Origin of the sequence: Nonomuraea roseola, from assembly GCF_039535395.1 — a bacterium.
Taxonomy (GTDB): domain Bacteria; phylum Actinomycetota; class Actinomycetes; order Streptosporangiales; family Streptosporangiaceae; genus Nonomuraea; species Nonomuraea roseola.
Genome location: NZ_BAAAXC010000015.1, coordinates 2,586,521 through 2,611,860, shown reverse-complemented (window position 1 = coordinate 2,611,860; position 25,340 = coordinate 2,586,521). Strand labels below are relative to the sequence as shown.

Annotated in this window: 27 protein-coding genes and 1 pseudogene; 16 read left to right on the top strand and 12 right to left on the bottom strand. The window is 70.3% G+C overall.

All coding sequences use genetic code 11. From position 1 onward, the window contains the following. Nucleotides 1-59: 59 nt before the first annotated feature. Nucleotides 60-785 carry an endonuclease/exonuclease/phosphatase family protein gene (locus tag ABFX55_RS35585; RefSeq protein ID WP_346127209.1) on the top strand — a complete coding sequence of 242 codons (726 nt, stop codon included), beginning with the start codon at nt 60-62 and terminating at the stop codon, nt 783-785. Nucleotides 786-790: 5 nt separating this feature from the next. Here the strand turns inward: ABFX55_RS35585 and ABFX55_RS35580 are convergent, their stop codons facing one another. After that, the gene (locus tag ABFX55_RS35580) at nt 791-1,684 is read right to left on the bottom strand and encodes a hypothetical protein (RefSeq protein WP_346127208.1); all 894 of its coding nucleotides are present in this window, start codon (nt 1,682-1,684) and stop codon (nt 791-793) included. 560 nt (nt 1,685-2,244) lie between these two features. Beyond that, complete coding sequence (locus ABFX55_RS35575) at nt 2,245-2,988, bottom strand: SDR family oxidoreductase (protein WP_346127206.1); 744 nt, start codon at nt 2,986-2,988, stop codon at nt 2,245-2,247. 540 nt (nt 2,989-3,528) lie between these two features. Here ABFX55_RS35575 and ABFX55_RS35570 point away from each other — a divergent pair. Further along, on the top strand, nt 3,529-4,449 hold the full coding sequence (locus ABFX55_RS35570) for an RNA polymerase sigma-70 factor (RefSeq protein ID WP_346127205.1): 921 nt from the start codon (nt 3,529-3,531) through the stop codon (nt 4,447-4,449). Between the two features lie 111 nt (nt 4,450-4,560). Next, nucleotides 4,561-4,995: an ester cyclase gene (locus tag ABFX55_RS35565; RefSeq protein WP_346127203.1), complete on the top strand. Its 435-nt coding sequence runs from the start codon at nt 4,561-4,563 to the stop codon at nt 4,993-4,995. A gap of 57 nt (nt 4,996-5,052) precedes the next feature. Here the strand turns inward: ABFX55_RS35565 and ABFX55_RS35560 are convergent, their stop codons facing one another. Further along, nucleotides 5,053-6,567: a serine hydrolase domain-containing protein gene (locus ABFX55_RS35560; RefSeq protein WP_346127202.1), complete on the bottom strand. Its 1,515-nt coding sequence runs from the start codon at nt 6,565-6,567 to the stop codon at nt 5,053-5,055. Between the two features lie 292 nt (nt 6,568-6,859). Between ABFX55_RS35560 and ABFX55_RS35555 the strand changes: the two genes are divergently transcribed. The 6 genes from ABFX55_RS35555 to ABFX55_RS35530 all read left to right on the top strand — a co-directional run bounded on the left by ABFX55_RS35555 (nt 6,860) and on the right by ABFX55_RS35530 (nt 12,522). Further along, nucleotides 6,860-8,806, top strand: coding sequence for a sensor histidine kinase (locus tag ABFX55_RS35555; protein ID WP_346127200.1), 1,947 nt, complete (start codon nt 6,860-6,862; stop codon nt 8,804-8,806). After that, entirely contained in the window at nt 8,799-9,479 is a 681-nt protein-coding gene (locus ABFX55_RS35550) for a response regulator transcription factor (RefSeq protein ID WP_346127198.1), read from the top strand. Before ABFX55_RS35555 ends, ABFX55_RS35550 begins: the two co-directional genes overlap by 8 nt. A 124-nt stretch (nt 9,480-9,603) precedes the next feature. After that, nucleotides 9,604-10,185: an FAD-dependent oxidoreductase gene (locus tag ABFX55_RS35545; protein ID WP_346127197.1), complete on the top strand. Its 582-nt coding sequence runs from the start codon at nt 9,604-9,606 to the stop codon at nt 10,183-10,185. A 127-nt stretch (nt 10,186-10,312) separates the two neighbouring features. After that, nucleotides 10,313-10,660: a DoxX family protein gene (locus tag ABFX55_RS35540; RefSeq protein ID WP_346127196.1), complete on the top strand. Its 348-nt coding sequence runs from the start codon at nt 10,313-10,315 to the stop codon at nt 10,658-10,660. 185 nt (nt 10,661-10,845) lie between these two features. Further along, the gene (locus ABFX55_RS35535; RefSeq protein ID WP_346127194.1) at nt 10,846-11,784 is read left to right on the top strand and encodes a MerR family transcriptional regulator; all 939 of its coding nucleotides are present in this window, start codon (nt 10,846-10,848) and stop codon (nt 11,782-11,784) included. 141 nt (nt 11,785-11,925) lie between these two features. After that, entirely contained in the window at nt 11,926-12,522 is a 597-nt protein-coding gene (locus ABFX55_RS35530) for a hypothetical protein (protein ID WP_346127193.1), read from the top strand. A 17-nt stretch (nt 12,523-12,539) separates the two neighbouring features. Here ABFX55_RS35530 and ABFX55_RS35525 read toward each other — a convergent pair whose 3' ends face one another. Continuing rightward, entirely contained in the window at nt 12,540-12,944 is a 405-nt protein-coding gene (locus tag ABFX55_RS35525; RefSeq protein ID WP_346127191.1) for a GNAT family N-acetyltransferase, read from the bottom strand. Nucleotides 12,945-13,043: 99 nt separating this feature from the next. Between ABFX55_RS35525 and ABFX55_RS35520 the strand changes: the two genes are divergently transcribed. Further along, nucleotides 13,044-14,030, top strand: a complete 987-nt coding sequence (locus ABFX55_RS35520) for an aldo/keto reductase (RefSeq protein ID WP_346127189.1) — start codon at nt 13,044-13,046, stop codon at nt 14,028-14,030. 3 nt (nt 14,031-14,033) lie between these two features. On the opposite strand, the gene xylB is transcribed toward ABFX55_RS35520, so the two are convergent. The 4 genes from xylB to ABFX55_RS35500 form a co-directional block, all read right to left on the bottom strand. Continuing rightward, nucleotides 14,034-15,419 carry a xylulokinase gene (xylB, locus tag ABFX55_RS35515; protein ID WP_346127188.1) on the bottom strand — a complete coding sequence of 462 codons (1,386 nt, stop codon included), beginning with the start codon at nt 15,417-15,419 and terminating at the stop codon, nt 14,034-14,036. Then, entirely contained in the window at nt 15,416-16,561 is a 1,146-nt protein-coding gene (xylA, locus tag ABFX55_RS35510; protein WP_183652663.1) for a xylose isomerase, read from the bottom strand. Before xylA ends, xylB begins: the two co-directional genes overlap by 4 nt. 66 nt (nt 16,562-16,627) lie before the next feature. Further along, nucleotides 16,628-16,813 (bottom strand): hypothetical protein, encoded by a 186-nt coding sequence (locus ABFX55_RS35505; RefSeq protein WP_183652661.1) that lies wholly within the window; start codon nt 16,811-16,813, stop codon nt 16,628-16,630. A gap of 59 nt (nt 16,814-16,872) precedes the next feature. Then, entirely contained in the window at nt 16,873-17,322 is a 450-nt protein-coding gene (locus tag ABFX55_RS35500; RefSeq protein ID WP_346127186.1) for a MarR family winged helix-turn-helix transcriptional regulator, read from the bottom strand. A gap of 39 nt (nt 17,323-17,361) precedes the next feature. On the opposite strand from ABFX55_RS35500, the pseudogene ABFX55_RS35495 reads away from it, so the two are divergent. From ABFX55_RS35495 to ABFX55_RS35470, 6 genes and pseudogenes are all read left to right on the top strand, one after another. Further along, nucleotides 17,362-17,430, top strand: a pseudogene (locus ABFX55_RS35495) (VOC family protein); the annotation flags it as partial. Nucleotides 17,431-17,572: 142 nt separating this feature from the next. Next, complete coding sequence (locus tag ABFX55_RS35490) at nt 17,573-17,869, top strand: VOC family protein (RefSeq protein WP_346131505.1); 297 nt, start codon at nt 17,573-17,575, stop codon at nt 17,867-17,869. Between the two features lie 38 nt (nt 17,870-17,907). After that, the gene (locus tag ABFX55_RS35485) at nt 17,908-18,321 is read left to right on the top strand and encodes a hypothetical protein (RefSeq protein WP_346127184.1); all 414 of its coding nucleotides are present in this window, start codon (nt 17,908-17,910) and stop codon (nt 18,319-18,321) included. Nucleotides 18,322-18,509: 188 nt separating this feature from the next. After that, nucleotides 18,510-19,157, top strand: coding sequence for a DUF998 domain-containing protein (locus ABFX55_RS35480; protein ID WP_346127182.1), 648 nt, complete (start codon nt 18,510-18,512; stop codon nt 19,155-19,157). An 88-nt stretch (nt 19,158-19,245) separates the two neighbouring features. Then, the gene (locus ABFX55_RS35475; protein ID WP_346127180.1) at nt 19,246-21,537 is read left to right on the top strand and encodes a sensor histidine kinase; all 2,292 of its coding nucleotides are present in this window, start codon (nt 19,246-19,248) and stop codon (nt 21,535-21,537) included. Beyond that, nucleotides 21,534-21,908 carry a DUF742 domain-containing protein gene (locus ABFX55_RS35470; protein WP_346127179.1) on the top strand — a complete coding sequence of 125 codons (375 nt, stop codon included), beginning with the start codon at nt 21,534-21,536 and terminating at the stop codon, nt 21,906-21,908. Before ABFX55_RS35475 ends, ABFX55_RS35470 begins: the two co-directional genes overlap by 4 nt. Here ABFX55_RS35470 and ABFX55_RS35465 read toward each other — a convergent pair. From ABFX55_RS35465 to ABFX55_RS35450, 4 genes are read right to left on the bottom strand one after another with little or no spacing between them, the layout of a single operon-like run. Next, nucleotides 21,886-22,464, bottom strand: a complete 579-nt coding sequence (locus ABFX55_RS35465) for a GTP-binding protein (protein ID WP_346127178.1) — start codon at nt 22,462-22,464, stop codon at nt 21,886-21,888. The genes ABFX55_RS35470 and ABFX55_RS35465 overlap by 23 nt on opposite strands. Continuing rightward, nucleotides 22,445-22,801: a DUF742 domain-containing protein gene (locus ABFX55_RS35460; RefSeq protein ID WP_346127176.1), complete on the bottom strand. Its 357-nt coding sequence runs from the start codon at nt 22,799-22,801 to the stop codon at nt 22,445-22,447. Before ABFX55_RS35460 ends, ABFX55_RS35465 begins: the two co-directional genes overlap by 20 nt. Then, a complete protein-coding gene (locus ABFX55_RS35455) occupies nt 22,798-23,199 on the bottom strand; it encodes a roadblock/LC7 domain-containing protein (protein ID WP_183652638.1) in 402 nt (133 codons plus the stop codon). Before ABFX55_RS35455 ends, ABFX55_RS35460 begins: the two co-directional genes overlap by 4 nt. Beyond that, nucleotides 23,196-25,262 (bottom strand): sensor histidine kinase, encoded by a 2,067-nt coding sequence (locus tag ABFX55_RS35450; protein ID WP_346127174.1) that lies wholly within the window; start codon nt 25,260-25,262, stop codon nt 23,196-23,198. The genes ABFX55_RS35455 and ABFX55_RS35450 overlap by 4 nt, the downstream gene beginning before the upstream one ends. Nucleotides 25,263-25,340: the final 78 nt, after the last annotated feature.

The window sequence follows — 25,340 nt, the reverse complement described above, 5'->3', positions numbered from 1 at the left end:
GCCTCCCGGCGACCCGGGTGGACCGTCTACGCTGACCGACTATGGGTGCCGAAGCGAGCATGAATTTCGACGCGGTAGGCCGGCTGGCCGGGAAGGTGGGCGAGGCCCGCAAGGCCGTCGAGCAGGGGCGCACGGCCCTTGCCGGTGGCCCCGGAGCCGTGACCTACGTTCCCGTGCCCAGCGTGCCGGGCTCCAACGCATTCGGTGACACGAGCAGGGCCACCTCCGCCGGATCCGCGCACGCCGATCTGCAGGCGTCGGCCGAGAACCTGGCGGAGATTCTCATCGGCGTGCTCCACTCCGACGAGAGCAGGCTCCGCAAAGTCATCAAGGCGTTCAAGGAACTGGACGACGAGATCGCCGACCGGCTGTTCGCCAGGGCGAGCAAGGGCTTCGACGTCTACAGCGCGCACGTGCACAGTCACGGTCTGCACGAGTACGACGACTTTGTCCGCACCGGTCAGATCGACAGGCTCCACGAGGCCATGAACCGCGGGCCGTCGCTGCTGGGCGCCGACCTCAACGTCGTGACGCATCACGGCGACAACCCGAAGAACACCTCGTCCGGCGACGCCATCCACGACTTCACGAACGAGGGCTATACGGTCTACTCGGGCGCGGTCAACGAGGACGGCAAGGTCGTCGGCACCTCACCGTCGGGCACCCGCATCGACCACGTCGCGGGCTCGCCGGCCTTCACCGTGAACGGACAGCCCGTCCTGGTTGACGGAGCCACCTCCGACCACGACGGTCAGCAGGTCGACGTAGAGATCCCCAACTGGTAGGCCGATCACCTGGGCCTGATCTGAACCTCCGTCTTGGCCGCGGATCGGCCCTCGCCGTCGTCGATTCGGCTGTTGCCCATGCCGGGCTCGTTGGGTGGGAGCGTGATGCTGCCGCCTTCGACGTCCAGCTTCACCTTTTCGCTGTCCCCGGTTCCCTCGATGACGTCACCCTCGCGGACGAGCACGGCATTGCCGAACGGCGCGTTGACGATGTCGCCGATGATGGGCCAGTCGTCGTTCGCGTGATACTTCGTGCTCGCCTCTTCGAACTTGACGTCCCAGTTGTCGCCGGTGCGGCTTTCGAGCTCCTCCTCCAGGTCAAAGATGTCGTGTTTGAAGACTTCCTGGACGGTGGCGATATCTGTGTCCTGGTCGGCCACCACTTGGGCGATCTTGGCGATGTCCTCGGAGTCAGTGCCGTCGGAGTCACCGGGTGAGTTGCCGGCGCCCTGACCGATGTTGAGGTTGAGCAGGCGCACCGTGCGCGGCTTCCACTCCTTGCCGATCAACTCGAACTGATCCTCGTAGAACTTCATGTCGCGCTTCTTCTCCGCCAGCACCTCGTCCACCCGCCTGCGGATCTCCTGCGCCGTGCTGATCGCGCCGGTGACCAAGCTCGACTCCTCGGCGTCGCGCGGGCGGAAGGTCAGGCCGACGAGGTCCGTGGTCACAGGCACCGCGTTGAGCTTCTTGCGCTCCTCGTCGAGGAGCCCTTGCTGCACGCGCATCACGGTTGCGGTGTAGGAGAGCAGGTCGGCGACGTTGGCGGCCCACTTGCCGAACCGCTCCACATCGGCGGTGAACTTCTTGCGGTAGTCGTTGAACGACTCGGCGGTGTCGCCTGTCCAGTTCTCCTTGGAGAACACCATGTGCGCGGCGTCGTTGATCAGGTTCTCCACGGAGCTCACCTTGGTGCCGAGGCCTCGCCACGTGTTAGCCAGGGTGTCCAGTCGCACTGGATCAGCCTTCAGGTCCCACAGATCCGTGGTGGTGATCAAGTCGGGCTGGGCGATGAGTGCCTCCTTGGTACGGGGGACAGGCGCACCAGCCTTACACCCCTGCATGACCTTCTGCAAGATCAGTGGAGAATCCCCGATCCTCCGCATATCCAAGGCCCTCACCCATCATCGGGGTGAGGGCCTCTGATCTTCTGCGCTGTCGTGATTGCAGACCTGGGTGCAACGACCTGGTCCCACAGCGTGGAGGCGAGCCGTTCGCCGGCCTCGTGCATGAGCGGTGTGGACGCAAGGGTGTATCGCTCGGTCGTGGTGACCCGCGTGTGGCCGAGGGACTCCTGAACCATCCAGATGTTCAACACCCGCTCGATCGGGAGCGTCGCGGCTGTGTGGTGAGCGTCATGCACGTGAACGCCGCGAAGGCCCGCCTTCGTGGGGGACAGGGGTGGCTACGACATGTGACGCCAGGGTCTCCGGCGTCGGCCGCGGATTGGTTGCAGCGGTCACCACGCGATGGGGCCGAGGCGGTCGATGAAGATCCCGGTCGGCCCGTCGGCGTCGATCGTCGCGAGTCTGACGATCGAGTCGGTGCCCTCGGTGACCGTCAGCTCGCCGGTGTGATGGTTCATGTCGGTGGCGGCGAATTTGCGATTCGCGACTTCTCCGGGAGTGGCGATGTTGAACTTGATCTCCGGGAGCGCGTTGGCGTATCGAAGGGTGATCATGTTCAGCGCCGCCTTCGACGAGCTGTAGGCGAGCTCGTGCATCTTCGCGGAGGGTTGCTGGGGATCGGTCACGGCCGCGAAGGAACCGACAGCGCTGGACACCATCACCACCCGCGGATGCTCCGCCGCCCGCAGCAGGGGCAGGAACGCGTGCGTGACGCGGATCGGACCGTACACGTTGGTGTCGTAGACGGAATGAATCTCGTCAGCCGTCGCGTCGGCGGGCGGGATACCCCTTCCTGACGCGCCGGCGTTGTTGATCAGCACATCCAGCCGGTCGGTGTGCTCCCGCACGAGCCGGACGGCGTCGGCCACCGACACGTCCGAGGTCACGTCCAGCGGGACCATGACCACGTTCGCGCCACCGGCGGTCAGCTTGTCGGCAGCCGCCCGTCCTCGGCCTTCGTCACGCGAGCCGAGGAAGACCGTCCAACCCTGTTCCCCGAGCCGCCGGGCCGCCTCGAAGCCGAGTCCCTTGTTGGCTCCGGTGATCAACACCGAGGTCTGTTCCGAGTTTGTCATGCCCTCTGAGACGAGGTGCCCCGCTCGGTTGTGACACGGGGCGAGCGGCCCTGAAGGCGCCGGGGCTGAAGTCCTCGACCCATCTCGACTGGTCGCCCGACCTGCCGGCCATCTTCTCCTGGGCACGAACATCCTGGCGCCGCTGCCCCAGCAGGACGACGGCCGGCAGTCCGGCGACGATCCACAGTGCGACGTTCATGCGGCTCCTCCTTTGTGGCGGGGTCCGCATGGGGACGAGTGCCGGTGGCGGTCTGTGACATGGCCCGCGATGTCCGGGGGTCATCGCTCATGGGTGTCCCGGTCGCACTGCGATGTCACAAAGCGGACGGCTATCTCGTCTCGTGTACGGATGCAGGGATCCAGGAGTCAGAAGGGTGACGTGGCGGTGCGGGTGTTCGTGGCCGGTGGGGCCGGAGTCATCGGGCGGGCTGGTGCCGCGGCTCGTGGCCCGGCTGGGGACGTGCCGGTGGTGATGGTGACCGTGGACCGCGGCGAGCAGGGCCACCCCTCGTGGCGTCAGGGCTTCGAGGAAGGACTGGCATGACGCGAGAGGAAGAATTCGAGGTACTGCGACCGCTGTTGTTCTCGATCTCCTACCGGATCTTGGGCAGCGTGACCGAGGCCGAGGACGCCGTCCAGGAGACGTGGCTGCGCTACGCGACGACCTCGACGCAACCGCGATCCACCAAGACCTTCCTCTCGGCGACGGTCACCAGGATCTCGATCGACGTGCTGCGCTCCGCCCGGGTTCGCAGGGAGGAGTACGTAGGGCCGTGGTTCCCCGAACCGCTGCTCACCGACCCCTACCAGGATCCGGAGCGCTCCGCGGAGCTGGCCGACTCGGTGTCGATGGCGGCACTGCTGCTGCTGGAGCGGCTCAGTCCGCTCGAACGCGCCGTCTTCGTGCTCAGGGAGGTGTTCAGGTTCGGGTTCGCGGAGGTGGCCTCGGCAGTGGGTCGCTCGGAGGCGGCGTGCCGCCAGCTCGCATCACGGGCACGCCGCCACATGCAGGATGGACAGCCACGGTTCGAGACCGACCGGAGGAAGCGCGAGGAACTCGCCGAGCGGTTCTTCGACGCGCTCAGGGAGGGCGACGTCGACGGGCTGCGCGAACTCCTCGCCGCCGACGCTCAGCTGGTCAGTGACGGCGGCGGCCAGGTCGGGGGCAAGAGCCCCGTCCACGGCGTCGAGAGGATCGCCCGGGTGCTGGCCGCCGCAGGGCCGCCGTTCCGCCAGATCGGCGCCGTGATGGAGGCACACGAGGTGAACGGCCAGCCTGGCGCGATCCTTCGCGACCGCGACGGCAGGGTCATCAGCACCTGGACGCTCGACATCCTCGACGGACGCGTCCAGACCATCCGCTCGTTGATCAACCCGAACAAGCTCGGGCACCTGGGCCCCGTCGCGGACGCCCGCGCGGTCATCCGCGAGAAGAACCAGGCCCGCCGGCTGCCGACATGAGCCGCGTCAGGGAGAACCGGCCCCGCCGTCAGATGCCCACGGAGTGAGTCCCGAGTCCAGCACACCACAGCGACGACCAGACGAGTGTCGGGTCGACCAGAAGGAGACACCATGTCAACAGCCCAGCCAGCCGGCAACCAGGCGGTGTTGAACCGTCTGCATGACGCCACGAACAGCGGCGATGTGGAGCTCATCTGGAAGACGATCGACGAGGTCGTCGCTCCGGACGTGCTCTTCCACACGCCGGTGCCGACCGGTGCGGGGGGAGCCCAGGCCCTCAAGAACATATGGGCGATGCTCCTGCGGGCGTTCCCCGACATTCACGTCACGGTCGAGGATGTCATCGCCGAGGGGGACAAAGTCGTGTGCAGGAACACGGTGACGGGGACCCATCAGGGCGAATACATGGGCCTCCCTCCGACCGGCAGGTCGATCACGTACAGCGAGATCTTCATCGTTCGCTTCGCGGACGGCCGGTTCGCCGAGATCTGGGGGGTGGTCGACGTCGCCTCGCAGATGCGACAGCTCGGCATGCTTCCCGCATAGCGGAGCAGCCCGTGGTGGCGAACGATCGGCGCGGCTGCACGCCGAAGACGCGGTGGCTCAGCGGGCGCTCCATGCGATGACGACGGCCGCGGCGACGGCGGTCCACAGCAGCACGGAGGCGGCGGTGGTCGCCCAGCGCAGGCGGGGGCGCGGGCCTCGGGCGGTGGGCAGCGTCGGCACGCGGAGCGCGCCGACGGCGACGGCTGCCGCGACAAGTGCCGCGGTGGCCGGCCACAGCGGCGGCCAGAGGATGTGCCAGGCGCCGAAGGTCCAGGCGACCGCCAGCAGCACGACAGCGCGCCACGTCATCGAGACGAGCTTCAGCCGGTCCGGTGCGGGGAGAAGGCGACGCGCCCTCCTGCGGGCGGCCACCTGCAGCGTCCGCGCCGCCGCGACAAGGCACAGGACGGCCAGCGCGAGCACGGGAAGCTCGCCGGTCAGCAGGTCCCGCCCGGTCGGCCCCTCCTTGCCCAGCAGCCGGAGCCCGATGTAGTCGACCGACGCGGAGGTGTTGCCCAGAACGACGACGCCACGGCCGGAGGTCCGGTCGAAGCCCACGTAGCTGGAGGAACCTCCGGTGTGGCCGTCGTGCCAGGTCACGCCGTTCGTGGTCCGCCAGCCGTAGCCGATCGTGTCGTCCTCGGCGATGTCCCAGCGAGGCCGGGTCGCGTCCGCGCCCGGTGCGGTGCCGTCGAGCACGGCCGCGACGAAGCGGGCCAGGTCGGCGCTCGTGGTCCAGCCGCCGGCCCCGGTCGGGGCGTACCCGTCGCTGGACCAGGGCGCGGCCTCGTGGCCCGAGGTGAGATAGCCGTGGGCGCGGCCTGACGGCAGGTCGCGCGGGTCGCTGACGAGGGCGGTGTCGCGCAGGTCCAGGGGGTCGAGGATCCGCCGTCTGAGCAGGTCGTCGTAGGTGGTGCCCGCCTTGGCGGCGAGCGCCTGTCCGAGCAGCGCGAACCCGAGGTTGGAATAGGCGATCTCGCCGCGGCCGGTCGCCACTGAGCGGGCCGCGTCGTCGACGACGTCCCGTGCGCTCCATCCTCGGTAGGGGTTGCCGCCGACCAGGCTGCCGAGGACGGTGGTGCTCGAGAAGGAAGCCGGGATGCTGGGTAGGCCCGAGCGGTGGCCGGCCAGTTCCTCCAGCGAGGCCGCCGCTATGCCGGGATCGCGGAACGTCCGGTCGGGGAAGATCTCGCCGACCGTCGTCCGCGGCGCGAGCTCCCCCTTCTTCGCCATGTCGGCGAGGATCATGCCGGTCATGGGCTTGGTGATCGAGCCGAACTCGAACGGCGTCCGGTGGTCGACGGGACGGCCGCCCGAGACCTGGGTCGTTCCCAGGCCTGCCGTACGGACGGTGCCGTGGTCGATGAGGGCGACGGCGAGCGCGTGGTGGCCCGCCGACGGCCAGGCCGCCTGCCGTACGGCTTGGGCGAGCGCGGCGTCGCCTGTGCTCTCGTCGCCGAGTCGCAGGCCGCGTGGCGCGGCCAGGCCGGCGAGGGCCAGCACCACCGCGACGGCGGCGAGGACGATGAGGGCGCGCCGCCTGCCGCGGCTTCTGCCGATCGTGGTTGTCAAGGAAGTCCACCTCCGGCCGTCGAAGCTAGTCAGGCGGACGTCGGCGTCGAAGGGTGCAGGCCCCCGTCCGTCATGACGGCGGCCGGCCGGACAAAGTGTGCGGTTAACCACAGGAAACCGCAGGGCGGGAGCTGGCATGCTTCGAGGCCGTGGCCGGGCGGTCGACCGGCGGCCCGGCTGGGTCGGGGGCAGGGATACCCTGGCCCGCGAGTCGTGTCCACAGGCTGGAGGGGGTGCTGGCAGTCATCGGCAGCGCAGCTGTTCCGCCGGCATCCCGGCGGCGGCGCCGCGCATGAACGGCAAGCGGCTCCTCGCCGGCGTGATCGCCGTGGCCGCCGCATCGGGCACGACAGTAGGCGCCGTGCTCGAGACCGGCCTTCCTGTTCCTCCGTCCCAATGGCTGTTCGTGGCGGGCGGGATGCTCCTGCCTGCCCTCGGCTGGCTTATAGCGACCCGTCGGCCCGCCAATCCGTACGGCTGGCTGGTGCTCGCGACGGCCCTGTGCTTCGGCGTCGGCGGGCTGGGAGTGGGCACGCTCCTGCACCATGTCCGAACCGGCCTGGACGGCCCCGGCGTCGCGGTCGCGGTCGCGGCGGCGGCGCTGTACGGCGTGCACTACGGGCTCGTGTGGATCTTCATCCCGTTGCTCTTCCCCGACGGCCGGCTGCCGTCACGGCGGTGGCGCCCGCTCGCCTGGGCGGGTGGGGCGTGCGTCGCCGTCCACACGTTCGGTGTCCTGTTCGCCCCCGGCCTCTTGAACGAGGACGTGCCCGTGCCGAACCCGTTCGCGTTGCCCGGAGCCGCGGGCGCCGTGGCCGCGGGAGCGGTCACGGCGGGGACGCTGGTGACGCCCGTCGTCGCCGCCGGTGCGCTCGGCGCGCTGATCGTGCGGTGGCGTGGGGCGACGCGGGCGGAGCGGCGCCAGCTGCGGTGGATGACGGCCGGAATCCTGTTGAACGGGGTCGGCTTTCTGCTCGTCCTCGGCATCGAACACCGGCTCGTCGCGCCGGACCTGAGCTGGCTCGCCCTCCTGCCCGTGCTCGGCGCGGTGCCCGCGGCCATCGGCGTGGCGGTCGTGCGGTACAACCTGCTCGACATCCGCGTGGTGATCCGCAGGTCGCTGGCCTACGGCCTGCTCTGGTCCGCCATCGCGCTGGTGTACGCCGGTGTGGCGACCGCCCTGGGCGTCGTCGCGGGCGAGCGGTTGCCGGTCTCGGCCGCGATCGTCCTGACCGTCCTCGTCACGCTCGTCTTCCAGCCCGTGAGGGCGCGGCTGGAGGCGCTCGCCGACCGGCTCGTGTACGGCGTCCGCCCCACGGCGGCGCAGGTGCTGACCCAGATCAGCGCGGCGCTGGACTCCATGACCGAGTCGAGCGGCCAGCTGCGGCATCTCGCGCACGTCGCCCGTTCCGCCCTCGGGACGCAGTGGATCGCCGTCAGGCTCGACGACGGCACGGAGGCGAACGCGGGCGCCGTCACGGGCGCGCCGGAGTGGACCGTCCCGATCAGGAACGAGGGGCGGGTGGTGGGCCGGTTGTCGTGCGGTCCCAAGATCGAAGGGAAGCTGACCGAGCGGGACCACACCCTGCTCACCGCCTTGGCGGCCCAGGCGGGTCTCGCCCTGCGCGGCACGCGCCTGGCCGCGCGCCTGGTCCACGCCCAGGAGACCGAGCGCCGCAGGATCGAGAGGAACATCCACGACGGCGTGCAGCAACAGCTCGTGGCGCTCATCGCGGGGCTCGAGCTGGCCAGGGCCGCACCGCGCGCCGAAGCTCTGGCGCACCTCCGTGAACAGGCGCGGGCCACGCTCGAGGACCTGAGGGAGCTGGCCGCGGGCATCCACCCGACGGTGCTCACCCAGGGTGGCCTGGTCGAAGCGGTGGAGGAACGATGCGACCGCCTGCCCATCGACGTCGAGTTCACCGTCGACGACGAGCTGCGCGGGCAGCGCTATCCCGACGACATCGAGGGCGCGGCCTACTTCACGATCGGCGAGGCCCTCGCCAACACGCTGAAGCACGCCGCCGCCTCGCGGGTCGAGATACGGCTGGCGCGACACGGCGACCGCCTGCTGGTCGAGGTGTCAGACGACGGCGCGGGGTTCGACCCCGAGGCTGTGACCCACCGCGGGCTCGGGCCGCTGGCCGACCGGCTCAGCGCGCTCGGCGGGAACCTCGAGGTGGTCAGCGCTCCAAGGAAGGGGACCAGGGTGAACGCCTGGATACCGGTCGATGGCTGATCCTTTGCGTGCGGTACTCGCCGACGATCACTACCTCGTCAGGGAGGGGCTCCGGCAGCTGCTGGAGACCTCCGGCGAGGTCGGCGTCGTCGCGGCGGTCAGCAACGCCGACGAGCTCCTCGACGCGGTCCGCAGGTTCGAGCCTGACGTGATCGTCACTGACATCCGCATGCCGGGCACCTCCTTCAGGGCCGGCTTCGAGGGCATCGACGCGGCCCACCACGTCCGGGCCGAGCACCCCGGCACGGGGGTGGTGATGCTGTCGCAGTACCGGGACGCGCTGTTCGCCTTCGAGCTGTTCAGGTACGGCAGCGAAGGGCTCGCCTACCTCCTCAAGGACAGGATCGGCAACCTCGACGACCTGCTCGGCGCGATCAGCGCGGTCACGTCGGGCGGGTCGGTCATCGAGCCGCAGGTGGTCGACGCGCTGGTGCGGCGTCGTGTCAGGCGCAGCCGTCCGGCCGCCGGCCAGCTGACCGCCAGGGAGCGCGAGGTACTGGGGGAGATGTCCCTCGGCAGATCGAACGCGGGCATCGCGCAGTCGCTCCACCTGTCGGTGTCGGCCGTCGAGAAGAACGTGAACACGATCTTCCACAAGCTCGGCCTGGAGAGCGCCCCCGACGTTCACCGGCGCGTCGCGGCGGTCGTCCGCTACCTCGGCGCGGACCTCTGAGCCACCGGGCAGCGACCTCGGCTCGCGTTCGCCGTCGCCTTCCCATGTGAGAACGATCACACCGCTGCGTGTCATGGATCGGCTGGCTCGCCGGTTCAAGTGGGGACTCGATACGGAGGAAACCGTGACAGCCCGCATCGTGGTGCTGGGTGCCGGTTACGCGGGGCTGGGTGCCGCCAAGCGTGTCGCCAGGAGGCTGCAGGGCGCCGACGCCCAGGTGACACTGGTCAACGCGAGCGACAGGTTCGTGGAGCGGGTCAGGCTCCACCAGCTCGCGGCCGGGCAGCCGCTGCCCGACCTGCCGCTTTCTGGCCTGCTCGACGGCACCGGCGTGGAGCTGGTGGTGGCCAGGGTGACCGGCCTCGATCTCGACGCGCGGGCCGTACGGCTCGACGCGGCGCCGTACAGCCTGAGTTATGACGTGCTGATCTACGCCCTCGGCAGCGACGCGGATACGGATGGCGTGCCGGGGATCGGGGAGCACGCGTTCACGCTGGCCTCGGCCGGCGAGGCGGCCAGGATCCGCTACGTCTGGCAGAACATCAGCCTCGGCCGTCATGACGGCGTCACCCAGGTAACCCGTGCCGACGACAGCCCGCTCGGCGCCGTACTGACCGGTCGCGCCTCCGCGACGTTCAAGGAAGCCATCACCCGCGGCACCGTCTGGAGAATGCGCCACCCGGGGCCCTACGGCCCCGGCGGCTGATTCGCACGAAGAGTGCGCCGTGCTCGTGAGAATCCGGTTGGAACGGCTCGTCCAGTCACACTCATGCGCCGGGCGGGGTCAAGTCAGTGAAGACCCCGAAACGCCCCCCCGATGAGGAGCATCCGAGATGTCCACCGCCTACGTCGTCATCACCCTTCTGGCCGCCGCCATGGCGGGCTTCTCGGCCGGCTCCGTCTTCTTCCACGCCCAGTGGGTCGTGCAGCCGCTGGCCGACTACCGCGTCCCGCGTGCGCTGTGGCCGTGGCTCGGCGCGGCCAAGGCCGCGGGCGCCGCGGGTCTGGTGGCCGGTCTGTTCGTCCCGGTCATCGGCGCCATCGCCGGGATCGGGCTGGTGCTCTACTTCGCCGGCGCCGTCGTCACCGTGGTCAGGGCGCGCTGGTACTCCCACATCCCGTTCCCGATGATGTACGCGGCGCCGGTGATCGCCTCCCTCGCGCTGGGGTTCACCGCTTGAGCAACCGCCGACACCCGGGGTGGCGGCGTCGCCGACCTCGCGGGGCGCAGCCGCCGGCAGCTTGACGAACCCGTCGGCGACGAACGGCTCAAGGGACGCCTGACGCGGCTCGCCGTACGGCGAGCGTGCGCGGGCAGGTGAGATGGGCTTGAGTCTCCAGTAAGGGGAGACGCGAGGGTGAGGGTATGGACGGCGACACGCTTTACTCGATCGGCGATCTGGCCAGGCGGACCGGGCTGACGGTCAAGGCCATTCGGTTCTACGCCGATCGCGGGATCGTGCCGCCCACCGACCGCAGCCCCGCGGGCTACCGCCGCTACGGCATCGACGCCGTCGCACGCCTCGACCTCGTACGCACGCTGCGCGACCTCGGCCTGGACCTTTCCACGATCAGGAAGGTCCTGGACAGGGAGATCTCGCTGCCCGAGGTCGCCGCGGCGCACGCCGAGGCGCTGGCCGTCCAGATCCGGACGCTGCGCCTGCGGCGGGCGGTGCTGACGGCGGTGGCCAGGCGCGGCTCCACCCCTGAGGAGATGGATCTCATGCACAAGCTCGCCAAGCTCTCCGAGGACGAACGCCGACGGCTGATCGACGACTTCCTCGACGCCGCCTTCGGCGGCCTGGACGCCGACGCAGGGTTCGCAGGGATCAGGCGCTCGATGACCCCCGAACTCCCCGACAGTCCCGAGACCGAACAGGTCGAGGCGTGGGTGGAGCTGGCGGAGCTGTCCCAGGACCCGGATTTTCGCGGCAGCGTACGGCGCATGGCCGAGCACCACGCGGCCGAGCGCGCCCAGGGCGACGCCACGACGCTGCGCCGCGACTCGGCCGCGATGGTCCGTGACGAGGTGGGCCCGGCCCTGGCGGCGGGCATCGACCCGGCCTCGCCCGAGGCCGACGCGGTCGTCGCGGCGGTCATGGCTCAGTACGCCCAGGTCTTCGACCGCCCCGACGACGCCGAGCTTCGACACAGGCTGCTGACCCGGCTGGAGGCCGCCGCCGACCCGCGCTGGGAGCGGTACCTCCGGCTGCTCGCAGTGATCAACGGCTGGCCGGCCCCGGAGAGCCTGGCCCCGGCATACGCCTGGTTCATCCCTGCCCTACGCGCCCGGGCGCCGAGATAGCCGCAAAGCCCCTGGAAGCGCTTACGAGCGCGGCACCTGACCGGCCGAGCTCGGAGCGAACATGTGGTGGAACTGTGCACATAGCGTGAAAGTGTTGGCGAAGCCGTAGCTTGGGCGATCTTCTCCCCGCACACTCTCCCTGTGTCGTCACCCACCGCGAAGAACGCCGAGCGATGGTCGAGGGTGCCTGTCCTGATGGCGCTGATCGGCTGGCTGGTGTTGGCGGCCACGTACTTCCTGTACATCCCGATCTTCCACTCGATATGGCTGTTCGTGTGGCCGCTGATCGGGGTCGGCTGGCTGTGGGCCGCCCTGTGGTCCTGGGTGGCGGTGATGTCGTATCTCTCGATCAGGCGGTACGGCCGCGCCCTGGCTGGGCTGGTGATCGCGGTGGCCTTCGGGGCGGCTCTGTGGACGACCGACTGGCCTGTGTTCCACGTCAGGAGCGTGCTGTGGCTGGAGCATGAGGCGTTCGCCGAACTGGCCGCCGACTACGAGAAGGGCAAGCCCCTCACCGTCCCCGCGTGGATGCGATATCTCGCCGTGGACGGGGACATTCAGGCGCAGAAGGATGGCCTCTACTTCCCCGTCTTCGTCGACCTGTGGCGCGCCGAGACCGGCAGGGGATTCGCCTACGTCCCGGTCGCGCGTGGCCGCGAGCCGGTGCTCCAGACCGCGGAGGGCGATCTCGGGAGTCCGACCCGCCATCTCGGCGGCGGATGGTGGTGGGTCGACTAGGTCGGCCACGCCGGCCGTCAGCCGAGGGCGGCTCGGTTGCGGAGGGTCATGCCGGTCAAGGGGGACATGCCCAGGCGCGCGTAGTACGGCCGGAGGGGCTCGTCGCACATGAGGTCGACGGAGTAGAACCGTTCGCAGCCCTCCAGGACTCTGCGCATCAGCTCGGATCCGATCCCTCTCGACTGGTAGGCGGGCAGGACCTCGAGCCACGGGACGAAGGCGGTCAGCACGCCGTCGCTGACCATGGTGACGAACCCGACGGCCTGGCCGCTCGACTCGTCCATGGCGACGATCGCCCGGTAACTTCCTCGAAGGACCGCCAGATGCTGCTCGGGCGAGGGGGCCGCGGGCCAGCCGGCGAAGAACCCGCCTTGAAGGTGCTTCTCGCTGATCGCGCGCAGGTCATCGGTGTATGTGATCACCTCACCATTGTGAGTCGACCGGGCTTGACCTGGAGTGCGCTCCACGTCCCAGACTCCTGTTCGGGGCCCGGACAGGACGGGCCGGACGGGAGGGAAAGCATGAAGTACCGCACGATCGGCACCGACCCGAAGACCCGCCGTGAGGTGAGCGTCCTCGCCCTCGGCGCGATGCTCTTCGGCTCGGTGACAGACGAGAAGACCTCGTTCGCCATCCTCGACCGCTACGTCGAAGCCGGTGGGACGTTCATCGACACCTCGGACAACTACGCCTTCTGGATCGACGGCAGTCAGGGCGGGCAGAGCGAGAAGCTGCTCGGACGATGGCGGCGCAGCCGCGGCGTCGGTGACGAGATCGTCATCGCCACCAAGCTCGGCGCGCGTCCGCTCGCACCGGGCACCAGCTACGTCGACAACGCGGAGGGACTGTCGGCGAAGGTGATCAGGGAGTCGGCCGAGCGCAGCAGGGAGCTGCTCGGTGTGGACAGGATCGACCTGCTCTACGCGCACATCGAGGACAGGGCCGTCCCGCTGGGCGAGACCGTGGAGGGCTTCGCCGAGCTGGTGGCGGAGGGGACGGTCGGGCTGCTCGGGGTGAGCAACCACGCGATCTGGCGGGTGGAGCGGGCCCGCGCCCTGGCCGCCGCGGCGGGGCTGCCTGGCTACGAGGTCCTGCAGTACCAGCACAGCCACCTGCGTCCGCGCTTCGACGTCCCCGAGTCGATCTTCGAGGACGGCAGCCTCGGGCACGCGGGCGCCGAGCTGATGACCTACCTGCGGGCCGAGCCGGGGCTGACCCTGGTCGCCTACTCGCCGCTGCTCGGTGGCGCCTACGCCCGCGAGGACAGGCCGCTGCCGCGCGACTACGACCACCCGGGGACGCCCGCCAGGCTGGCGGTGCTGCGCGAGGTCGCGAAGGAGACCGGGGCGAGCGTGAACCAGGTGGTGCTGTCGTGGCAGATCGGCGGGCGGCTGCCGATCATCCCGCTGGCGGGCGCCTCCTCGGTGGCGCAGCTCGAGGAGAACCTGGCCGCGGTGGATCTGGAGCTGACGCAGGACCAGCGGGCCAGGCTCGACGCCGTCAACTGACCGCTAGACGCCCCCGAGGAAGCGCGTGCGGGCCTCGGCGTAGCGCTCGCGAAGGCCGGGCGTCGGTTCTGCCTCGTGGACCGAGGGCGAGCCGGCCGACCACTCGGGCGGCTCGGCGCCCCCGCTCAGCAGCCAGGCGGCCTGGCGGGCCGCTCCGTCTGCGACGTACTCGCCGGGAGGGGGCACCACGACAGGGCGTCCGAAGACGGTTGGGGCGATGCGCCGTACGGCCTCGGACCTGGCGCCGCCGCCGATCAGCAGGACCCGTTCGGGCGACAGCCCGAGCGCGTCGAGGGCGTCGGCGAGGCCGCACAGCATGCCCTCGACCGCCGCCCTGGCCAGATGCGCGGGGGTGGAGGTGGACAGGCGCAGGCCGTGGATCGCGCCCGTGGCATGGGGCAGGTTGGGGGTCCTCTCACCCTCCAGGTACGGCACCAGCGTCAGCCCTTCGGCCCCCGCGGGCGCCGAGAGGGCCAGCTCGCCGAGCCGTTCCAGGCCCACGCCGATCATGGCGGCCGCGGCGTCGAGCACCCTGGCCGCGTTGAGCGTGCAGGCCAGCGGCAGGAATCGACCTGTGGCGTCGGCGAACCCCGCCACCGCGCCACTGGTGTCGCGGCTGGGTGTGTCGGCGACGGCGAAGGCCGTACCCGAGGTGCCGATGGAGACCACCACGTCGCCGGGGCGCGCGCCCACGCCGAGCGCGGCGGCCATGTTGTCGCCGGTGCCCGGAGCCAGCAGGACGCCCTCGGAGGTGGCGCCTGCCTCCTCGGTGGGACCGAGCACCCGCGGGACCACCGGCACCGCGCCGAAGGCCAGCTTGAGGAGGTCGTCGCGGTAGGCGCCGGTGATCGGCGACCAGTAGCCGGTGCCGGAGGCGTCGCCTCGGTCCGTGGTCAGCTCGTCGAGCCCTCGCGAGCCCTTCAGCCGCCACGTGAGCCAGTCGTGGGGCAGGCAGACCGCGGCGGTGCGGGCGGCGCTGGCGGGCTCGTGCGTGGCCAGCCAGCGCAGCTTGGTGACCGTGAACGAGGCCACGGGGACGCTGCCGACCGCCTCGGCCCACGCCTGCGCGCCCAGCGACGCCACCAGCTCGGTGGCCGACTGGGCGGAGCGGGTGTCGTTCCAGAGCAGCGCGTCGCGCACGACCCGTCCGCCGGCGTCGAGGCAGACCATGCCGTGCTGCTGGCCCGCGACGCTGATGGCCGCCACGTCGTCGAGCCCGCCCGCCGCGGCGATCGCCGACAGCAGCGCCTCCCACCAGTGGGCGGGATCGACCGAGGTGCCGTCGGGGTGGGCGGCACGGCCCTGCCTGACCAGGGCGCCCGTCTCGAGGGACCTGATGACGACCTTGCAGCTCTGGGTGGAGGAGTCGACCCCCGCGACGAGGGTCACCCCCGCACGCCCAGCAGGTGCTCGAGGGCGAGCTGGTTGAGGCGGGTGAAGTGGAAGCCGCGCAGGGCGGCGGCCTCGGGGTCGAAGTCGTCGGCGGCCAGGTCGGCGAGGGTCTCGCCGGGCGCCATGGTGGGCTGGGCGAGCTCGTCCACGCGCGAGGCGGCCAGCGCCTCCTGGACCTCGGGGTCGGCCCTGAAGGCCCGTGCCTTCTCGCGCAGGATCAGGTAGGTGCGCATGTTGGCGGCGGCGGAGTGCCAGACGTCGTCGGCGTCCTCGGTGCGCAACGGCTTGTAGTCGAAGTGCCTGGGGCCGTCGTAGCCGCCGTGCTCCAGCAGGTCGACCAGGAAGAACGCGCTCTTCACATCGCCGTGGCCGAAGACGAGGTCCTGGTCGTACTTGGGGCCGTGCTGGCCGTTGAGGTCGATGTGGAAGAGCTTGCCGTGCCACAGCGCCTGGGCGATGCCGTGGACGAAGTTGAGCCCCGCCATCTGCTCGTGCCCCACCTCGGGGTTGAGCCCCACCATCTCGGGGTGCTCGAGGGAGTTGATGAACGCCAGAGCGTGTCCGATGGTCGGCAGCAGGATGTCGCCGCGCGGCTCGTTGGGCTTGGGCTCGATGGCGAACCTGATGTCGTAGCCCTTGTCGAGGACGTAGGAGGCCAGGATGTCCATGGCCTCCTTGTAGCGGGCCAGCGCGGACCTGATGTCCTTGGCCGCGTCGGACTCGGCGCCCTCGCGCCCTCCCCAGCAGACGTAGGTGGTCGCGCCCAGCTCGGCGGCCAGGTCGAGGTTGCGGATGACCTTGCGGATGGCGTGGCGGCGCACGTCGCGGTCGTTGCTGGTGAAGGCGCCGTCCTTGAACACCGGGTGGGTGAACAGGTTGGTGGTCGCCATCGGCACCTTCATGCCGGTCTCGCCGAGCGCCTTCTTGAACGCGGCGATCGCGGTGTCCCTGTCGGGCTCGGTGGCCAGCAGGTCGTCGTCGTGGAAGGTGACGCCGTAGGCCCCGAGCTCGGCCAGCCTGTGCACGCTCTCCACCGGGTCGAGCGGCGCCCTGGAGGCGTCGCCGAACGGGTCGCGCGCCTGCCATCCGACCGTCCACAGGCCGAAGGTGAAACGGTCTTCAGGGGTGGGCTCGTACATGGCGTCTCCCAATTAGTTTGGATTACAGCCTAATCCTGTGACGAGACCACCCCGGGGGTCAAGCGTTCACAGCCCCGAGGGGTCGCGGCCGACGCTGATCTCCTCGGCGATCCTGCGGATCTCAGGCGACGAGATGCCGGGAGCCTGGGGGAGATACCTGGTCAGAGCCTCCATCACCACCGGCACCGGCTGCCCGGCGAACCTGCTCGCGATGATGTGGACCGTCCTGAAGAGCTGTGTGTCGTCGTGCATGCCCGTCCCTCGTCTCGATTCCCGGGGGTACGGTACGGCCTGCCGCCGACAGATTCGCGCTACGACTCCAGCGTTTTCCGCACCGCCGCGCAGATCTCGTCGAGCTGGGTCACCTGCTCAGGAGTGAGGGCGTCGAACAGGCTGCGCCGTACCTCCTCGACGTGGCCGGGCGCGGCGGCTGCGAGGGCGGCGAACCCCGCGTCGGTCAGCTCGGCGATGTTGCCGCGTCTGTCGGCCGCGCACGGGTTGCGGCACACCCACCCGCGCTCTTCCAGCCGGGCGACCGCGTGGGAGAGGCGGCTCTGCGAGGACTGGGCCCTGTGCGCCAGCTCGTGCATCCGCATCGAGCGGCCGGGCGCCTCGGAGAGCGCCACGAGGATCATGTAGTAGGTGTGCGGCATGCCCGCCTCGCGCTGGAGCTGCCGGTCGAGCGCCTCCTGGACGAGCTGTGTCACCGCTAGGTAGTTGCGCCAGGTGCGCTGCTCGTCGTCGTCCAGCCATCGCGTCATGCTCTCCAGTTTAGTTGAACTCTCATATACATTGGTGGCATGCCAGTGCAACGTCTGAACCATGCCGTTCTCTACGTGCGCGACGTCGAGCGCAGCGTCGCCTTCTATCGCGAGGCCCTCGGCTTCGAGGTGGTCATGAGCATGCCGGGGGGCCGCCTTCCTGCAGGCGGGAGGGTCGACCAACGACCACGACCTCGGGCTCTTCCAGATCGGCGAGCAGGCGGGGCCCTCGGCCGCGGGCCGTTCCACGGTGGGCCTGTACCACCTCGCGTGGGAGGTCGACACGCTGGAGGAGCTGCAGCGCATCGCGGCGCGGCTGAGCGGGCTCGGCTCGCTGGCGGGCGCCTCCGACCACTCGACGACCAAGGCCCTGTACGCCAAGGACCCCGACGGGCTGGAGTTCGAGGTCTCGTGGCTGGTGCCGGCCGCGCTGATCACCGAGGACGTGCTCAGGGGACGTGAGTCCATCAGACCGCTGAACCTGGCCGCCGAGATCGAGCGATATGGCGCCACGACTCGCGGGGGCGTGGGCGTCTCCTTCGCGTAATCTGGTGGTATCCGAACCGCTGCGTTTGGAGCGCCACCATGCGAAGCGACCCTGATCACGTACTCGACGCCATCGACGGCGTGGTGGAGGACTGGGAGACCCTGAGCGCGGACGCCATGCGCTGGGCCCCTCCGGAGGAGAAGCCCGGCACGCCGCCCGACCTTTTGCGGGAGGTGTCGGAGACCTTCGGTCCTCTGGCGGCCTCCTTCGTGCAGGCCCTGCGCCCGCTGGGTGAGGCGGTGCTGCGGCCTCTCGCCGACTTCCTCGACAACCAGCTGTTCAACGAGCCGCCGTCGGAGGGGCTCTGGGAGGTCGAGGAGGCCACCACGTCCTGTCAGTGCCTGTGCTTCAGGCATCCGGACAGGCCCGACATCTGCACGGGCGCGGCCGAGTCCGGCGCGGTCATGTGCGCCGCCTGCGCGGCCCACTCCGAGTACGGCCCGCCCACCTGAGCCCACCGGGGTCACCGCTGACCGCCCGTCCTCCACGCTCCTCCCGCACGACTTCGGCCGCCCGCCGTCACGTCGCCCGTGACAGGCCCTCAGGGGGCGATATGCCCTGACTTCTCAGGGGCGGACTCGGGGACGCCTCAGGGGCGGTGCCGGATGGCGGAGAGAGCGCGGAAGGCCATGCTCGAACCATGGCCCCGCTGAAAAGGTTCTACCCACTCATCTCCTGCTCGTTGATCATGTTCTCGGTCGTCGCCATCGTGGTCGGTCAGTTCGACCCCGACCCCTACCTCGACCCGATGAACGTGACCATCAGCGAGTACGCCGTGGCCGACCGCGGGGGCGTCACGGAGGTGGCGATGGTGGCGATGGGCCTGGGGTCGTTCGTGTTGCTGGCAGCGCTGCGGGCGGCGGGGGCGCCGATCAAGGGGCTGCCCGAGCGGCTGCTGATGGTGTGGAGCGGGGCGCTGATCGTCGCGGCGATCATCCCCACCACGCCGATCGGCATGGACATGACGCTGACCGCCGAGATCCACAGGTGGGTGTCGGTGGCCGCGTTCGTCAGCCTCCCCGCCGCGGGGGCGCTGCTGGTGCCCAGGCTGGCGGCTGACGAGCGGTGGAAGGCCGTCTCCAGGCCGGTCGAGTGGGTCGCGCTGGCCGGAGGGCTGGGACTGCTGGCGATCACCTATGTGGCGCTGCCGGGGGACAGGGTCATGATCGGGCTGGTCGAACGGGGTCTGCTGGCGGCGGAGGTGGCGCTGCTCGCGCTGCTGGCGGCGCGCCTGGTGCGGCTCCAGTGGGTCAGGGCGGCCACCGCCTCACTTGCCCCAATTTCATGACATGTCACAAATTTCTCACGAATGAGACAAGATATCTCCCGACCCCAGTGCTATTCTCTCCCGCGATCTCTCAACGGGAGCGGGTGTCATGGCATCGGGCAGATCCATACGATTCAAGATCGCCACTCTGCTCGTCGTCCCCCTGGTGTCGCTGGTGGCGCTATGGGGGTTCGCGGCCAGCACCACAGCCGGTGAGGCCTTCAACCTGTTGAAAGTCGACACCATCTGGAACGGCGTGATCAACGACGCCGACATCCTGGTGTACAACCTTCAGCAGGAACGGCTGGCCTCCGCCGAGCGGATGGCCGGCGGCGCGACGGGACTCGGCGCCCTGGCCGCGGCGCGGGCGAACACCGACAAGGTCCGCAGGTCCCTCACCCAGAACGCGAACTCGGGTGACACCCAGTCGGCGCTCACCCATGACATGAAGGCGCAGCTCAGAGTCGTCTTCGCGCAGGCCGACCGGCTGGGGGAGATCAGGCGGCTGGTGGACGAGGGCAGGCAGACGCCCTCACGCCTGGTGGCCGACTACGCGGCGATCTCCGACGCGATCTACCGCCTCTACGGAACCTTCGCCCTCAGCACCGACGTCGTCCTCTACCAGCAGGCCAACGGGCTCATCGCCGCCGATCAGGCCCGCGAGCTGCTGCACCGCCAGCACACCCTCGTCATCGCCTCAGGCGGCGACCTGGCCCCCGCCGACCGCGAGCTCATGGCCAAGCTGGAGGGCGCCCGCACGCTCCAGTTCGACAGGGCGAGGATCGAGCTCGACGGCGAGCTGCGCAGGCCGTTCGACACGCTGGCGGGCTCGCCCCAGTTCCTCGCCACGCAGGGCGCGATCACCTCGGTCCTCTCCGGCGGCAGGCTCGGCGTGGCGGAGTGGCGCGCCTCGGCCGACCCCGTCCTCAAGGACTACACCAGGGGCACCTGGGACACCGGCGACCTCCTGCTGGCCAGGATGGAGCCCGCGGGCATGGCGATCCTGACGCGCGCCGTCGTGGCGGGCGTGCTCGGGCTCATCGCGGTCGCCTTCTCGATCTTCATCTCCATCAGGGTCGGCAGGGTCGTCACCAGCGAGCTTGGCACGCTGCGCCGTACCGCTCTGGAGCTGGCGGAGATCCGGCTGCCGCGGGTGGTGGCGCGGCTGCGCGCGGGGGAGCGCGTCGACGTGGCGGCGGAGTCGCCGCCGATCGTCGTCGCCCCCGCGGCCACCAGCGAGATCAAGGACCTGGCCACCGCCTTCGACAGCGTCCAGAGCACGGCGGTCGAGGCCGCCGTCGAACAGGCCAGGCTGCGGGAGGGCGTCGCGCTGGCCCTGCGCAACCTGGCCAGGCGCAGCCAGAGTCTGCTCCAGCGCCAGCTCAAGCTCCTGGACGGCATGCAGCGCGAGGCCGAGGACCCCGACGCGCTGGAGAGCCTGTTCAAGCTCGACCACCTCACCACCCGCATGCGCCGCCACGCCGAGGGCCTGGTGCTGCTGTCCGGCGGTACGGCAGGGCGCAAGTGGCGCGGCACCATCCCCGTCGAGGACGTGCTGAACGGCGCCGCCGCCCAGGTCGAGGACTACACCAGGGTCCGGGTCTACCCGATGCCCGAGTGCGGTGTGTCGGGCGCCGCCGTCGCCGACCTGATGCACCTGTTCGCCGAGCTCATCGAGAACGCCGCGCAGTTCTCCTCGCCGGAGAACGAGGTCTCGATCAGGGGCGAGCTGGTCGGCAGGGGATACGCGGTCGAGATCGAGGACCGAGGGCTCGGCCTGCCCGCGCAGGACCGGCAGGCCCTCAACGAGCGGCTGTCGGGGCCGCAGGAGTTCGACCCCTCGCAGACCGAGCGGCTCGGCTTCGCGGTGGTCGGCATGCTGGCCGCCAGGCACGGTGTCACGGTGACGCTCAAGCAGTCGCCGTACGGGGGAACGACGGCGATCGTGCTCCTACCGAACGCGCTCACCGAGTCGCTGGCGGCGATCGGGGGACCGCCCGAGCGGGTGGTCAGCCCGATCAAGAGGGAGGGCGCGGCGGACCTGCCGCGCAGGACGCGCACCTCCCGCAGGGTGGACGTCAAGGTCGAGCGCATCGACACGCAGGAACCGGTGGTCGTCAGGGGGCCGTTCGAGGACGCCAAGCCAAGGGGCCCGTTCGAGGCGGTCACGAGCATGCCGCTGAACGCCCCTGTCGTCGAGGAGGCTCCCGCGGTGCTGCCCCGCAGGATCAGGCAGACCAACCTGCCTTCTCGCCTGGCCTCCTCGTCCCCCCGGCAGGAGCCCGCTGACCAGCGCTCGGCCGACGAGCGCTCTCCCGAGGAGACCAGGGCGCTGCTGTCGTCCCTGCAGTCGGGCTGGCAGCGCGGGCGTCAGGACAGTGAACAGGATGGGGGAGCATGAGCGACATGGAGTGGGTGGACGAGGAAGCCGGGCCCGTCGTCCGGCCGTACGCGATGACCAGGGGCCGTACCAGACCCTCCTCCACCGCACTCGACCTGCTGGCAGTGATCACCTCGACGGGCGTGCCCGTCCCCTCCCAGGCCGATCTGGGCTCGCAGCACAGGCGGCTGCTCGATCACGTGACGCAGGGCCGTACGGGGCCGCTCGTGGAGGTCGCCTCGGAGACCGGGCTGCCTGTCGGCGTGGTGCGGGTGCTGCTGGGCGACCTGCTCGACCACGGGCTGATCCTGGTGCGGCCGCCGGTGACGGCGGCCGCCTCTCCCACGGAGAGCCTGCTGCGCGAGGTGATCAGCGGGCTCCGGGCCCTGTGAGGGTCCTGAGCGAGTGCTCGACCAGCGAGATCATGACCTCCTTCGCGGAGGCCCGCCTGCGCACGTCGCAGAGGAGCACGGGGATGTCGTCGTCCAGATCGAGCGCGATCCGCACGTCCTCGACGCTGTGGGTGGCCGCACCGTCGAAGCAGTTGACCGCCACCACGAACGGTGTGCCGCGCTGCTCGAAGTAGTCGATCGAGGGGAAGCAGTCGGTGAGGCGCCTGGTGTCGGCGATCACGACGGCGCCCAGCGCGCCGTAGGACAGCTCGTCCCACATGAACCAGAAGCGTTCCTGCCCGGGCGTGCCGAACAGGTAGACCACCAGGCCCTCGCGGATGGTGATCCTGCCGAAGTCCATCGCCACCGTGGTGGTGGTCTTGCCCTCCACGCCGTCGAGGTCGTCGACGCCGACGCCGACGTCGGACAGCACCTCTTCCGTGCGCAGTGGCTTGATCTCGCTGATCGCGCCGACCAGCGTGGTCTTCCCCACGCCGAAGCCGCCGGCGATGAGGATCTTCAGCGCGACGGGATCCTCAGAGAGCCCGGAGTCCATTGATCACTTCCTTGAGAATGCGCTCGTTCGGGCGCGGCCCTGCTGAGGAGGGGGACGAGACCGAGACGAGGCCGTTGTCACGCAGGTCGCCGAGTAAGACTCTGACGACGCCGACCGGCAGGTCGAGCTCGACGGCCACGTCGGCCACCGAGATGGGGGTGCGGGCCGCGCGCAGGATCGCCTCCTGCTCGGGCCCGAGCCCCGCGACGGGCGGCTCGCCCGTCGCGGTCACCATGGCGATGAGGTCGAGATTCTCCCCCGAGGAGCGGGTCCGCCCGCGGATGAGAGCATACGGGCGGACGAAGGGTCCTGCCTCCTCGTCCATCCACTGGCTCATGACACGCGAGGGTTAGTCGAGATGTGCTGCCCGACCCGCTTGACCAGCATCGCCATCTCGTAGGCGACGTGGCCGACGTCGGCGTCCGAGTTGGCCAGGACGGCCAGGCACGTGCCCTGCCCCGCGGCCGTGACGAACAGGAACGCCGACTCCATCTCCACGATGGTCTGGCGCACGTCACCTCCGCCGAAGTGCCGCCCCGCGCCGCGGGCGAGGCTCTGGAATCCGGCGGCGACCGCCGACAGGTGCTCGGCGTCCTCGCGGCTGAGCCCGCGTGAGTAGCCGACGGCCAGGCCGTCGGTGGACAGGATCACCGCCTGCCTGACGGCGCCCACCCTGGTCGTGAGGTCGTCGAGGAGCCAGCTCAGCTCGCCGCTGTTCGTGGTGGGTGTCGTCATAGGTCCCCCTCCTGGGCTTCTTCTTCTCTGCCGCGCTGCGTGCCCCGCTGGAAGGCGGAGAACAGGTCGCGCACCTCGTCGGGCGATCTCTCAGGGCGCGGCTCCTGCTCGGGGGCCTTCAGCTGCGGGGCCAGATTGGCCTGCCGTACCCGTCTTGGCAGGCCCTTGTGGGTCGTGGTCGTGGTCGTGCCGCCGACCAACGCGAGCGGCTTCCTTTCGCGCCTGGGAGCGTCGGCGGGCGGCAGCGCGGGCTGTTCCACCAGCAGTCCACGCGGGATCAGCACGATAGCGGTGGTTCCGCCGAACGGCGAGGCCCTGACGGTCACACTCACGCCGTGCCTGGCCGCGAGCTTGGCCACGACGAACAGTCCGAGCCTGTCGCTGTCGGCGAGATCGAACTCCGGCGGGTCCACGAGCAGCGCGTTGAGCCGGTCGTACTCCTCGGGGGCCAGGCCGAGCCCTCGGTCCTCGATCTCGATGACGTAGCCGTTGCTGACCGCGTCGCCGCGCACCTGGACCGTGGTGTTGGGCGGGGAGTAGATGGTGGCGTTCTCCAGCAGCTCGGCCACCAGGTGGACCAGGTCGGCCGCCGCAGAGCCGTCGACGGCGGCCGTGGGCATCGGCTCGACGCTGATCCTGGTGTAGTCCTCCACCTCGGCGGTCGCGGCCCTGACGACGTCGAGGGCGGGCACCGGCTGCCGCCACACCCGGCCGGGCGCTGAGCCGGACAGGATGATCAGGCCCTCGGCGTGCCGCCGCATGCGGGTGGTCAGGTGGTCGAGGCGGAAGAGGTCGTCAAGCGCGTCGGGCTCGTGGGTGCGGCGCTGCATGCCGTCCAGCAGGGTGAGCTGGCGGTGCAGCAGGCCCTGCTTGCGCCTGGCCAGGTTGAGGAAGACCTGGCTGATGCCGCGCCGCAGGTTCGCCTGCCCGACGGCGGCCTCGATCGCGGTGCGCTGGACCGAGCCGAACGCCTTGGCCACGTCGAGGATCTCCGCCGCGCCGCTGACCTTGAGCGGGGGCGCTTCCTTCCTGACGTTGACCTGCTCGCCGCCGCGCAACCTGGTGACCAGGTGCGGGAGCCGTACCTCCGCCAGGTCGAGGGCGGCCGAGCGCAGCCCGGCCAGCTCCGAGGACAGGCGGCGGCCGAACCTGACGGAGATGACGATCGAGGCTATGACGGCCAGCAGGCCGACCCCGCCCGCCACAGCGATGCGGACCATGACGGTCGTGGACACCGCGTCGGAGCGCTCGGCGAGGATCTTCGCCGACGTCGCGCCGAGTCTGTCCAGCTGGGCCGTCACGTCGGCCACCGGCCTGGTCCAGTGCTCGGACCTCCGCGGCGGCTCGCCCGTGACGGCGACGCGCGCCTCCGCGAGGGTGAAGGCGGCGAAGGCCGGCCCCGCGAAGAACCTGTCGTACGGGCCCCGCAGCTCGGCGTCGAGCGTGGACAGCGCGCGGGCGTGCAGGAACTTGCGGGCGGCGACGTACTCGGAGAAGGCCGCGGTCTCGGCCTCGGTCAGCTCGCCCTCGCTGAGCGCGCCGCCGATCAGCGCGCTCTCCCTGGAGATGACCTCGCGGGCGTTGCTCATCGCCTGCATCGCGCTCGCCTGCTGGAAGATCGGCAGGTCGGGGACGGAGGTCAGCTGCTCGTACAGGCGGAACAGCGAGTCCATGAGGCCGTTGTAGGCGTTGAGGTTGGTCAGGCGGGTTTCCAGGCCGGTGTCGACTGAGGCGCGGATGGTGTCGAGCCTGTCGAGCTCCTGCGTGGTGTCGCGCAGGGTCTGGCGCACCTGCGCGTCGTCGGTCTCGGCGGCGGCGGCCGTGAAGGCTCTGAGCGCGGCGTCGGTGCGCTCGCGCTGCGCGCCCAGGCTCCTGGCCCGCTTTGCGGGCGACAGCGCGGAGTCGGCCCGCTCGGCCTGCAACGCGAGCCCGAGGTCGGTGGAGGTGACGCCGAGGGTTTGGTACAGCCTGCCGGCACGGAGCAGGGCCTGGCCGTCGCCCACGGTCAGGTTGAGGACGAAGCCCCAGAGCGCGCTCAGGGACAGGAGCGGCAGGAGCAGCAACAGAAAGATCTTGAACCGAATCGACCGGTTTCTCGAGCGCATGTCCCAACCTCGGAGTACCGAGGCGATTTCCACGCT